Origin of the sequence: Devosia sp. SL43, assembly GCF_021729885.1 — a bacterium.
GTDB lineage: Bacteria > Pseudomonadota > Alphaproteobacteria > Rhizobiales > Devosiaceae > Devosia.
In genome coordinates this window covers 1,491,187-1,503,169 of record NZ_CP063401.1, presented here as the reverse complement: position 1 = coordinate 1,503,169, position 11,983 = coordinate 1,491,187, and the positions used below count along the sequence as shown (strand labels likewise).

The window sequence follows — 11,983 nt, the reverse complement described above, 5'->3', positions numbered from 1 at the left end:
GCCGCGGCGGCAAGACTAGCGCAGGGACGTGACAGTTTCGAGGGGGAGTTTTGCTGATGGTTTAGGGCAGGCGGATAGTGTGAGGAACATCGAAATGATGTTCCTCCAGATTGTTGCCATCGCCACCCCGATCAACCACCAGAAAAGCGGCCTCACGTTCAAGCGGTGTCAGCACGCCGTGCCAAGTGTTCATGGCGATATTGACGCCCTGATCGGGCGCTGGGCGAAAGGCGCGCAAGCCGGTGGGGCTGCCGCCTTCGTCGGTCGCGACGATGACCAGCCATGGACTATCCGACAGCGGATAGAAGGCCTGGCTGCCCAGCGGGTGGCGTTCGACGAGCCTGAGTTCCAACGGCAGGGTGTAGGGCTTGCCGCGGAAGATGGAGATTAGCGGGCGGGCGTGAACGCCGCCCAGCTCGACCTTCGCCAGGTCGTGGTAGCGTTCGGTCATGCCGTTATTGATGGGGTAGTGATGCGCGCCATCGAGCTCGATCACCTGCCCGAACGGCGCAAAGGCCGCTGCTGTCAGCGGCTCGATGACAACCGTGCTCACTTGAGGACGCCGCCCAGCTTCATGTGACGATTGACGTCCTTGTAGAGCAGATAGCGGAAACGAGCGGGCCCGGCATAGCAGGCCTGCGGGCAGAAGGCGCGCAGCCACATGAAGTCGCCGGCCTCGACCTCGACCCAGTCGCGATTGAGCCGATAGACCGCTTTGCCCTCGAGCACATAAAGTCCGTGCTCCATGACATGGGTCTCCTCGAAGGGAATGACCGCGCCGGGTTCGAGGGTGACAATGTTGACGTGCATATCGTGGCGGACGTCGGACGGTTTGACGAAGCGGGTCGTGCCCCAGGTATTCTTGGTGCCGTTCATCCAGATGATTGGCTCGTCTTGCTCGTTGGCGACGAAGGCGGATGGGATCTCAATGCCCTGGACGGCCTCGTAGCGTTTTCGAATCCAATGAAAGCGTACGGGAGCCGTGCCCTTGTTGACGAAGGTCCATTTGCAGGCTGGCGGCAGGAAAGCATAGCCACCCGGCTTGAGCAGATGCGATTTGCCCTCGATGGTGACCGTTGCCAACCCCTCCACCACGAATAGCACGCCTTCCGCCGTCGGATCGGGTTCGGGCTGGTCGCTGCCGCCGCCGGGCATCACTTCCATGATGTATTGCGAGAACGTCTCGGAGAAGCCAGACAGCGGGCGGGCGATCACCCAGCAGCGTTCGTCGCGCCAATGCGGCAGATAGCTGGTCACGATGTCGGTCATTACACCGCGCGGAATGACGGCATAGGCCTCGGTAAACACGGCGCGACCGGTATGGATGGCGCTTTGCGGCGGCAGGCCGGCTGCGGGCGTGGCATAGGTGGTATTGGCCATTGGGTCCTGGTCCTGGAATCTCGTCCCGACACTAGAGTGTCGAGCGGGCAAAGGCCAAGGGTCAAACGATATGGGTGCCGTTCGGACTTCAGCGCTGACCCAACAAATGGTCCTAACAGCCTGTTAGGGTTACTAATTCTTCAAACATTCGCGCGATGCTATGGGGGATGGAACATTTCACCGCCCATAATGGGGTCGCGCCCCACGCCTGGCTGCAGCACCACCTGCCCTGGCTGGCACTATTCACGCTGGTGATGAGCCTGTTCCGGGACGAGCCAGTGATTGGTTTCGACCCGGATGACTTGAACGGCTAATCCAGCATCGCCTGCAGGCGCAGCATCGCGATGCGTTCCACCTGGGCACAAGCCGTCGCAAATTCCTGTTCAGCACTGTTGTTGATGCGCTTCTCGAACGCCTCAAGGATTGTAGCCTTGGTATTGTCGCGCACCGCGATGATGAAGGGGAATCCGAACTTCTCGACATAATGAGTGTTTAGCGCCGTAAAGCGCTCGCGCTCGTCGTCGGTCAGGGCGTCGAGACCCGCCGAGGCCTGTTCTGATGTAGACGCGTCCGTCAGGCGTTTGGCGGCAGCGAGCTTGCCAGCCAGGTCGGGATGGGCGCGCAGCACGGCGAGGCGCTCCTCGGGCGTCGCCATGCGGAACTGGGTGCGCAGCGCGAAGTGGAGGCCCACCGCCGTGTCGTTGGCGGGCGCGAGTTCGCCCTCCCAAGCTCGTTCGGCAATCCAATGGGAGTGCTCGAAGATCGAACCGTAACGGCTAACGAAGTCGGACTTGTCGAGCTGGGAGGGGATGACCTCGGGCGCCACATAGGGATGTTCTCGGGCCCAGTGCTCAGCAATGGCAAGTCGTGTCGGCACCCAGACCTTGTCGAAGCCCTTGATATAGTCGACGAACTTTTTGAGGCCTTGGAAACGGCCGGGCTGGCCGACCAGGCGGCAATGTAGGCCCAGCGACATCATCTTGGGTGATCCGGCCTGACCTTCGGCATAAAGGCAGTCAAAACTGTCCTTGAGGAACTGGAAATACTCCTCGCCATTGTCGAAGCCCGGCCCGGTGACGAAGCGCATGTCGTTGGTGGAAAGCGAATAGGGGATGATGAGGTGCGGTTTGCCCTGATGTACGCGCCAATAGGGCAGGTCGTCGTCATAAGTGTCTGAGATATAAGCAAAGCCGCCGGCTTCGGAGACGAGATCAACCGTCTGCAGCGATGAGCGACCAGTGTACCAGCCCCGGGGCCGCTCGCCGGTGGCGATAGTATGGATGCGGATGGCCTCCGCAATCTGTTGCCGCTCTTCGTCGGGCGGCATGTCCTTATGCTGCACCCACTTGTAGCCGTGGCTGGCAATCTCCCAGCCGGCCTCCTGCATGGCCGCCAATTGGGCCGGGGCGCGCATTAGTGCTGTGGCGACGCCGTAGATGGTGACCGGCAGGCTGGCCTCGGTGAACAGCCGGTGCAAGCGCCAGAAGCCGGCGCGGGCGCCATATTCATACATCGACTCGACGTTGGCGTGGCGCTGCCCCGGCCAGGGTGCCGCACCGAGCACATCGACGAGAAAGGCCTCCGATGCTGCATCGCCGTGCAGGATATTGTTCTCGCCGCCCTCTTCGTAATTGAGCACGAACTGAACGGCCACATGGGCGCCGCCGGGCCAGTTGGCATGTGGCGGATTGGGGCCGTAGCCGTGCATGTCGCGGGGGTAGCGCATGGGGTCTCTTCTCGTCTGCTGATGCCGCAATACTATGAATCGTGCCGGCTGTGACAAGGTGCACAAAAATGGACCAGATGGTAAAAAATGAGCATTGCGCATCGGGCGTGATGCGATAGTCTCATTGTCCGGGGACGTTGGACGGAGCAGCAAATGGCGGGTAGTGGACGCCTCACGACGCATGTCTTGGACACCATGCACGGCAAGCCGGCGCGTGGCATGCGCATCGAATTGCTGTTCGTCCATGGCGACCATAATCACCATATCGCTGACAGCTACACCAATGCAGATGGGCGGGTGGATGCACCGCTGCTTGATGAGCAGCAGTTCCAGCATGGCGAGTTCGAAATCCATTTCCATGTGGGGCAATATTTCGAGCGGCTTGGCGTCGAGCTCGAAACGCCGTTCCTCAATGTGGTGCCGATCCGTTTCACGATCTCCGAAGACAAGCACTATCATGTGCCGCTGCTGGTCAGCCCTTTCGCCTATTCGACCTATCGGGGGAGCTGAGGGATGACCGAGATTTCGGGCGCCATCCGGTTCATCCTCAACGATACCGAAATCAGCCTCACCGATGTGAAGCCCGACACCACGCTACTCGATTGGCTGCGGCTGGACCGTCGCCTGCGCGGCTCCAAGGAAGGCTGCGCCGAGGGCGATTGCGGGGCCTGCACGGTGCTGGTCGGCCGGTTGATGGGCGACGAGATCATCTACGACTCAGTCACAGCCTGCATCCGCTTCGTAGGTAGCCTGCACGGTACGCATGTCGTGACCATCGAGCACCTGCGCGGAAAGGAGGGGAATCTCCATCCCGTGCAGCAGGCTATGGTTGATCACCACGGCAGCCAGTGCGGCTTCTGTACGCCGGGCTTCGTCATGTCGCTCTATGGTCTGTGGATGCGCGACCCCGACCCGAGCCAGACCGCCATCGAGAAGGCCCTTCAGGGCAATCTCTGCCGCTGCACCGGCTATGCGCCGATCATCCGAGCCGGCAAGGCGATCTCCACTTATGGCCTGCCACAGGGCGATCCACTCTGGGCCGAGCGCATTGCGCTCAAGGGCAAGATCAAGGCGATTACGGACGGCACGCGCGTCGAGATCGGCGAGGGCGCCGAGCACATCATCGTGCCCGCGAGCCTCGACGATTTCGCGACATTCTATGAAGCCAACCCGACGGCAACCATCGTCAACGGCTCAACCGATGTGGGACTGTGGGTCACCAAGTTCATGCGCCCCATCGGGCCAGTGATCTTCATCAACCACCTGCAGGAACTCAAGCGCATCGCCGAGAATGCCAGCGAAGTGCGCTTCTATGCCGGCGTTTCTTATTCGGAAGCGCTGCCGGTCATCGCTGCGACGTTCCCCGATCTCGGCGAGTTGTGGCATCGCATTGCCGGCGAGCAGATCCGCAATATGGGTACAATCGGCGGCAATATCGCCAATGGATCGCCCATCGGCGACACGCCGCCACCGTTCATTGCGCTGGGCGCAAAGCTGCATCTGCGCAAGGGTGAGCATCGCCGCGAGATCAAGCTTGAGGATTTCTTCGTCGCCTACGGCAAGCAGGACCGCCAGCCCGGCGAGTTCGTCGAGAGCGTGACCATTCCGCTGCTGCCGGATGGCGAGAAGTTCGCCGTCTACAAGATTTCCAAGCGTCGCGAGGAAGACATCTCGACGCTGTGCGGCGCCTTCCGGGTGTTTGTCAGCGACACTGGTACGGTGGGCATGGCTCGCATCGCTTTCGGTGGCATGGCCGCTACGCCCAAGCGGGCCAGGGCGGTCGAAGCAGCCCTCGTCGGTAAGCCCTGGACACAGGCAACCATCGACGCCGCCATGGCCGCGTTCGGTGAAGACTACCAGCCAATCTCCGATATGCGCGCCAGCGCCGACTACCGTCTGCTGACGGCGAAGAACCTGCTGCAACGCTTCTTCCTCGAAACCTCGGGCCATGGGCAACGCCTTCGGCGGGAGGTGGCATGAACAAGCACGAAGCGCCCATCGCAATCGCCAGCCTGCACACCTCGACGCGCCACGACAGCGGACCCAAGCACGTTACCGGCACGGCGGAATACATCGACGACATGATCGAGCCAGCGGGTACGATGCATGCCTATCTGGCGCTGTCGACGCGGGCGCATGCCGAAATCGTCTCGATTGATTTCGACCCGGTGCGCGCCTCGCCCGGCGTCGTCGGCATCCTCACCGCCGACGATATTCCGGGCGAGAACGATGTCTCGCCCAGCCACAAGCATGACGAACCGGTTTTCGCGATCGGCAAAGTACATTTCTGGGGCCAGCCGATCTTCGCTGTCATCGCTGAAACCCGCGATCAGGCCCGGCGCGCGGCGCATGCCGTAAGGATCGAATATCGCGACCTGCCGCATCACACCAACGTTCGTGCCGCGCAGGCGGCTGGCGGCAAGCTTGTGACCGAGCCGCTCAAGCTTGAGCGCGGGGACGTAGCGGCTGGAATGGCCGGGGCCAAAAACCGGGTCAAGGGCAGCATCGAGATTGGCGGCCAGGACCACTTTTATCTCGAAGGCCAGATATCTCTGGCGGTGCCGGGCGAAGACGAGGACGTGACGGTCTACGCATCGACGCAGCATCCGAGCGAAGTCCAGCTCATGGTCGCTGCTGTGCTCGGCATCCGTCATCACGCGGTGACGGTGCAAATACGCCGAATGGGTGGTGGCTTCGGCGGCAAGGAAACGCAAGGCAACTTGTTCGCAGCCGTGGCGGCTTTAGCGGCCAAGAAATGGAACCGCGCCTGCAAGATCAGGCCCGACCGCGACGACGACATGACCGCCACCGGCAAGCGGCATGATTTCGTCGTCGATTACGACGTTGGTTATGACGACACAGGCAAAATTCTCGCAGTCGACGCCGTCTACGGCGCCCGCGCAGGCTTCTCGTCGGACCTTTCCGGCCCGGTCACCGACCGCGCGCTGTTCCATGCCGACAATGCCTATTGGTATCCGGCGGTGCGGGTGCGCAGCGAGCCGCTCTATACCAATACGGTTTCCAACACCGCCTTCCGCGGCTTCGGCGGCCCGCAGGGCATGATGGCCTGCGAGCGCTGGGTGGAAGACATTGCCTATGCGCTGGGCAAGGACCCGCTCGATATCCGCAAGGCCAATTTCTATGGCACCGACACCGACAATGTAACGCCCTACCACCAGACGGTTACGGACAATATCATCCACCGCGTGGTCGACGAGGTCGAGGCCAGCTCCGACTATCAGGCCCGGCGCGCGGCGATCCTCAAATACAATGAAGGCAGCCCGATCCTCAAAAAGGGCATTGCGCTGACGCCGGTCAAATTCGGCATTAGTTTCACGGCGACCTGGTACAATCAGGCCGGCGCCCTGGTGCATGTCTACAAGGATGGCTCCATCCATCTCAGCCATGGCGGCACTGAGATGGGGCAGGGGCTCTATATCAAGGTCGCGCAGGTGCTGGCAGATGCCTTTGGCGTTGGGCTCGACAGCGTCAAGATCATGGCGACGACGACGGGCAAGGTCCCGAACACCTCGGCTACTGCGGCATCGTCCGGCTCCGATCTCAACGGTATGGCGGCCTATGATGCGGCGCAGCAGATCAAGGAGCGATTGGTCAAGCATGCTGCAAAGCTGCACCAGACCGCCGAGGCGGACATTGCCTGGGTGCAGGGTGGCATTCAGGCTGGCGCCAAGTTCGTGCCCTTCGCCGAACTGGTAGCCTCGGCCTATCTTAACCGCGTGCAGCTGTCGGCCGCCGGCTTCTATGAAACACCGAAAATCCATTGGGACCGCGCTACTGGCCGTGGGCACCCGTTCTACTATTTCGCCTATGGCGCCTCGGTCAGCGAGGTGACCATCGACACGCTAACCGGTGAATACACCGTCGATCGCGTCGACATCCTGCATGACGTCGGCAAGTCGCTCAATCCGGCCATTGATATCGGCCAGATCGAGGGCGGCTTTATCCAGGGCATGGGCTGGCTCACCACAGAAGAACTGGTGTGGGATGACAAGGGTCAGCTGCGCACCAAGGCGCCGTCGACCTACAAGATCCCGCTCGCCAGCGACGTACCGCCGATCTTCAACGTCAAGCTGGCCGAATGGTCGGTCAATGCCGAGCCCACGATCGGGCGCTCCAAGGCGGTGGGTGAACCACCGTTCATGCTGGCGATGAGCGTGGTGGAGGCGCTGGGCATGGCGGTGGCTTCGGTCGCGGATTATCGGATCGCGCCGAGGCTGGATACGCCGGTGACGCCGGAGCGGGTGCTGATGGGCGTGCAGCGGATGAAAGGGGCTCGGGGGTGAGCTTTGTGCGCGTTGCCCCACCCCCTCCCAGCCTCCCCCATCAAGGGGGAGGTGCCGCTCCACTCGTGTGGCACCTTCGCGCCCTATCCACTGCGCTCCACCTCCCCCTTGATGGGGGAGGCGGGGAGGGGGTGACGTTTGGGCACGATCTGGCGGTCAAGCTATGACCTACCGCAGCGCCGAACTGACTGCCTTCCTCGCCACCAATCCCCATGCCATCGCTTGCACCCTCGCCTCTGTTCGTGGCTCCTCGCCGCGCGAGCAGGGCACCTTCATGCTGGTCGGACGGGTCGACCTGTTCGGCACGATCGGTGGCGGTGCGCTGGAATATATGGTGATCGAGCATGCGCGCCGGCTGATCGCCATTGGGCAGGCCGAAGCGGCGATGGATGTGCCGCTTGGGCCGGAGATCGGCCAGTGCTGCGGCGGCCGTGTCGAGGTTTCGCTGCGCTATGCCGATCAAGCCATCCGCGATCGCCTAGCGGCCCAAGTAGCCGCCGAGGACGCCGTCCTGCCGCATGTCTTCGTCTTCGGCGCCGGCCATGTCGGGCGGGCGCTGGCGCAGATCCTGGCGCTGCTGCCGGTGCAGTTGGAGGTTATCGACACGCGGCGTGAGGAACTGGATCTGCTGCCGCCCGCCATCAAATCCCGCGTTGTGGCCATGCCTGAAGCCGTGGTTCGTTCTGCCCCAGAGGGTAGCTCCTATGTCATCCTCACCCACGACCATGCCCTCGATTTCCTGATTGCGCAGGAGGCCCTTGCCCGCACCGATGCACCCTATGTCGGTATGGTGGGCTCGCAGACCAAGCGGGCAAAGTTTTCGAGCTGGTTTCGCACTGAAGGCGGCGACGCCAAGGCTTTGGAACGGCTCGTTCTTCCTATCGGCCAGATGGGCCTTGGGGATAAGCGGCCTGCGGTCATCGCGGCACTGGCGGCTGCCGAAATTATGGTCCACATTGGGCAACGGGAAGCTGAAATCGCGCGGGCATGCGCCCCCAAGTCATTGGGGGTGGTGATTGGACGCTAGTATGCCGTATCGGCTCGAATTGACCGGTATCACCAAGCGCTTTCCCGGCGTTCTGGCCAATGACAACGTCACCTTTGCCGTCAAGCCGGGTGAAATCCACGCGCTATTGGGCGAGAATGGCGCCGGCAAATCGACCCTCGTGAAAATGATCTACGGCATCATGCAGCCCGATGCCGGCGAGATCCGCTGGGATGGCGCGCCGGTAGTCGTCCCGAACCCCAAGGCCGCCCGCAAGCTGGGTATCGGCATGGTGTTCCAGCATTTCTCGCTGTTCGAGGCGCTGACTGTGCTGGAGAACATCGCGTTGGGCATGGATGCCAAGATTCCCTCGCGGGAACTCGAGGCGCGTATCCGGGCCGTCATGACGCAATACGGACTGCTGCTCGACCCGCACCGCACTGTGGCGACGCTATCGGTCGGCGAGCGCCAACGCATCGAAATCGTGCGGGCGCTGCTGCTCGAACCCAAGCTGTTGATCATGGACGAGCCCACGTCGGTGCTGACCCCGCAGGAGGTCGAGCAGCTGTTCGGCGTGCTGCGCAAGCTGGCGGCCGAGGGGTGTTCCATTCTCTACATTTCCCACAAGCTGCACGAGATCAAAGCTCTATGCGACACCGCGACCATCCTGCGCGGCGGCAAGCTGGTCGACACCTGTGACCCTAGGCAGGAAACCTCGCGCTCGATGGCCGAGAAGATGATCGGCGCCGGCCTCAAGGACATCGTGCGTGCGGCTGGCCGTAGCATGGGCCAGCCCAAGCTGGTGGTCTCGCGCCTGTCGACCCAGAAGACTGGGCATTTCGAGGTGCCGGTCGACGATGTGAGCTTTACCGTGCGGGCTGGCGAGATCTTCGGCATTGCCGGGGTGGCCGGCAACGGTCAGAACGCCTTGCTCGATGCATTGTCCGGCGAAATTCGCAGTAACGACAAGGATGCCATCACCATCGATGGCTTCCCGCTCGGCCTGCTTGATACCACTGGTCGACGCAAGCACGGTCTCTGCGCCGTGCCGGAGGAACGCAACGGTCACGCTGCTGTGGGTGAGTTCACCCTCAGCGACAATTCGGTGCTGACCGCCCGCGATCGCCTCGGCATGGTCATGCTGGGCCTGATCAATTCGGGCGCAGCGAAAACCTATACCGGCAAGGTGATCGCCGAGTTCGCCGTCAAGGCGCTGGGGCCTGCCTCCACCGCAGGGTCGCTGTCGGGCGGGAACCTGCAGAAATACATCATGGGCCGCGAAATCCTGCAGAAGCCCAGTGTGCTCGTGGTCAGCCAGCCGACCTGGGGCGTCGATGCCGGCGCGGCTGCAGCCATTCACCAGGCCTTGGTCGATCTGGCGGCTGCCGGTTCGGCCATCGTTGTCATCAGCCAGGACTTGGACGAGTTGCGGGCGTTGTGCGACACGCTGGCGGTGATCAATATGGGCCATCTATCGCCCGCGCGGCCGACCGGCGAAGTCACGGTCGAGGAAATTGGCCTGCTGATGGGCGGCGTGCATGGAACGGCGGAGGCGCGCGATGCAATTCCGGCTTGAGAAGCGCCGCGAACCGTCCCAGTTCATGATTTACGCGACGCCGGTTGCGGCAGTGGTGCTGACCATGGTGGTGGGCGCCATCATCTTCTCGCTGATCGGCTACGACGGCATTGGCGCCGTGCGCGAAATCTTCCTCACGCCGCTGACCAATTCGTTCAAGTGGCAGGACCTTGGGGTCAAGGCGGCGCCACTGATCATCATCGGCGTGGGGCTGTCGATCGCCTATCGCGCTAACGTTTGGAACATCGGCGCCGAGGGCCAGTATGTGATGGGCGGGCTGGCGGCGACCGGCGTGGCGTTGGCGACCTACACCATGACGGGCTGGTGGATCTTGCCGCTGATGATGCTGGCCGGCCTAGCCGGCGGCGCAGCCTATGCCGCAATCCCGGCCTTCCTCAAGACGCGCCTTGGCGTGAATGAAATCCTCACCAGCCTGATGCTGACCTACGCCTCGGTGCAGCTGATCTACTACCTCGTCCGTGCCCCCTGGAAGGACCCGATGGGCATGGGCTTTCCGCAGACGCGGCGCTTTGCGGCCGATGCGCTGCTGCCCAATATCGTGCCAGGCACGATCCTGCATCTGGGCGTGCCCATTGCCATTATCGTCGCCCTGGTGGCCTGGTTCATCATGTCGCGCTCGGTGTTCGGCTACCAGATGAAGGTGGTCGGCGCTGCGCCGCATGCGGCGCGCTATGGCGGTTTCAGCGAGAACAAGACCATCTGGCTGGCGTTGCTGGTCAGCGGCGGGCTGGCCGGCTTTGCCGGGGCGCTCGAAGTGTCCGGCCCGTTCCAGCGCATGGTGCCGGGCTTTCCCACCAATTACGGCTTCACCGCCATAATTGTCGCCTTCCTCGGCCGCTTGAACCCGCTGGGCGTGATCTTCGCCGGCATCGTCATGGCCATCACCTTTGTCGGCGGCGAGGTCGCGCAGACCACGATCGGGCTCTCCAGTTCTGCGACGGGTGTGTTCCAGGCGATGATGTTGTTCTTCCTGTTGGCCTTCGACATTCTTGTCCGCTACCGCATCAAGCGTGTCGTCCCGACGGCGGAGGCACGCGCATGACCCCCGAACTGATCATTGCCATCATCGTCACGGTGGTCGGCGCCTCGACGCCCATCCTGATCGCCGCGCTGGGCGAACTGGTGGTCGAAAAGGCCGGTGTGCTCAATCTGGGCGTCGAGGGCATGATGCTGGTCGGCGCCATCACCGCCTTCGTCATCGTCTTCGTCACCGGCAACCACTATCTGGCGATCCTGTTGGCCGCCGCCGCCGGGGTGGCGACGTCGCTGATCTTCGGCTTCCTGACGCTGAGCCTCTCCGCCAACCAGACCGCCACCGGTCTCGCCCTGACCATCTTCGGGACCGGCTTCTCGGCACTGGCGGGGCAGGGCTATAGCGCCAAGCCGGTGACGTTGCTCGGGCCCCTGTTCCCGAGCGGTGCTGCAGACTCGGTCTGGCGCGTGCTGTTCGGCTATTCGGCGCTGGTCTATTTTGCGCTGATCATGGTCGTCGCCATCTGGTGGTTCCTCAAGAAAACCCGCGCCGGGCTGATCCTGCGCGCGGTCGGTGAGAACGATCTCTCGGCCCATTCCATCGGCTATTCTGTCGTTGGCGTGCGCTACTTGGCGGTCATGTTCGGCGGCGCCATGGCCGGCATCGCTGGCGCCTGCTTCCCGCTGCTGCTCACCCCGCAATGGGCCGAGCGGATGACGGCCGGGCGCGGCTGGATTGCCGTGGCGCTCGTGGTCTTCGCCAGCTGGAAGCCGTTCCGCCTCTTGGCCGGCGCCTACCTCTTCGGCCTCGTCATGACCATGGAGCTTTATGCCAAGGCCGGCGGCGGGCCGCTCAGCGCCATTCCCTCCGAGCTGTGGGCGGCTTTGCCCTATCTCGGCACCATCGTCGTGCTTGTGCTGATTTCGATCCGGCGCGATGCTTCCACCAATGCTCCGGCCTGCCTCGGCAAGCCGTTCTTGCCCTCCAATTGAGGCGGCGCGAAATGACCGTCTCGATC

At 62.8% G+C, this 11,983-nt stretch carries 11 protein-coding genes; 8 read left to right on the top strand and 3 right to left on the bottom strand.

What is annotated here, in order from left to right; translation table 11 throughout:
* Positions 1 to 61: 61 nt before the first annotated feature.
* Together IM737_RS07425 and IM737_RS07420 are read right to left on the bottom strand one after the other, a co-directional pair.
* On the bottom strand, positions 62 to 553 hold the full coding sequence (locus tag IM737_RS07425) for an ureidoglycolate lyase (RefSeq protein ID WP_236899283.1): 492 nt from the start codon (positions 551 to 553) through the stop codon (positions 62 to 64).
* Positions 550 to 1,380 (bottom strand): bifunctional allantoicase/(S)-ureidoglycine aminohydrolase, encoded by an 831-nt coding sequence (locus IM737_RS07420; protein ID WP_236899282.1) that lies wholly within the window; start codon positions 1,378 to 1,380, stop codon positions 550 to 552. Before IM737_RS07420 ends, IM737_RS07425 begins: the two co-directional genes overlap by 4 nt.
* A 167-nt stretch (positions 1,381 to 1,547) precedes the next feature.
* Between IM737_RS07420 and IM737_RS07415 the strand changes: the two genes are divergently transcribed.
* On the top strand, positions 1,548 to 1,694 hold the full coding sequence (locus tag IM737_RS07415) for a hypothetical protein (protein ID WP_236899281.1): 147 nt from the start codon (positions 1,548 to 1,550) through the stop codon (positions 1,692 to 1,694).
* On the opposite strand, the gene puuE is transcribed toward IM737_RS07415, so the two are convergent.
* Positions 1,691 to 3,106 carry an allantoinase PuuE gene (puuE, locus tag IM737_RS07410; RefSeq protein ID WP_236899280.1) on the bottom strand — a complete coding sequence of 472 codons (1,416 nt, stop codon included), beginning with the start codon at positions 3,104 to 3,106 and terminating at the stop codon, positions 1,691 to 1,693. The two genes, IM737_RS07415 and puuE, sit on opposite strands and share 4 nt — an antisense overlap.
* Before the next feature lie 153 nt (positions 3,107 to 3,259).
* Between puuE and uraH the strand changes: the two genes are divergently transcribed.
* The 7 genes from uraH to IM737_RS07375 all read left to right on the top strand — a co-directional run bounded on the left by uraH (position 3,260) and on the right by IM737_RS07375 (position 11,957).
* A complete protein-coding gene (gene uraH / locus IM737_RS07405; protein WP_236899279.1) occupies positions 3,260 to 3,616 on the top strand; it encodes a hydroxyisourate hydrolase in 357 nt (118 codons plus the stop codon).
* 3 nt (positions 3,617 to 3,619) lie between these two features.
* On the top strand, positions 3,620 to 5,086 hold the full coding sequence (xdhA, locus tag IM737_RS07400) for a xanthine dehydrogenase small subunit (RefSeq protein ID WP_236899278.1): 1,467 nt from the start codon (positions 3,620 to 3,622) through the stop codon (positions 5,084 to 5,086).
* Entirely contained in the window at positions 5,083 to 7,410 is a 2,328-nt protein-coding gene (gene xdhB, locus IM737_RS07395; protein WP_236899277.1) for a xanthine dehydrogenase molybdopterin binding subunit, read from the top strand. The genes xdhA and xdhB overlap by 4 nt, the downstream gene beginning before the upstream one ends.
* Positions 7,411 to 7,573: 163 nt before the next feature.
* Positions 7,574 to 8,437, top strand: a complete 864-nt coding sequence (gene xdhC, locus IM737_RS07390) for a xanthine dehydrogenase accessory protein XdhC (RefSeq protein WP_236899276.1) — start codon at positions 7,574 to 7,576, stop codon at positions 8,435 to 8,437.
* Position 8,438: 1 nt separating this feature from the next.
* The gene (locus tag IM737_RS07385; RefSeq protein ID WP_236899275.1) at positions 8,439 to 9,971 is read left to right on the top strand and encodes an ABC transporter ATP-binding protein; all 1,533 of its coding nucleotides are present in this window, start codon (positions 8,439 to 8,441) and stop codon (positions 9,969 to 9,971) included.
* Positions 9,955 to 11,034, top strand: a complete 1,080-nt coding sequence (locus tag IM737_RS07380) for an ABC transporter permease (protein ID WP_236899274.1) — start codon at positions 9,955 to 9,957, stop codon at positions 11,032 to 11,034. Before IM737_RS07385 ends, IM737_RS07380 begins: the two co-directional genes overlap by 17 nt.
* On the top strand, positions 11,031 to 11,957 hold the full coding sequence (locus IM737_RS07375) for an ABC transporter permease (RefSeq protein ID WP_236899273.1): 927 nt from the start codon (positions 11,031 to 11,033) through the stop codon (positions 11,955 to 11,957). The genes IM737_RS07380 and IM737_RS07375 overlap by 4 nt, the downstream gene beginning before the upstream one ends.
* Positions 11,958 to 11,983 lie beyond the last annotated feature (26 nt).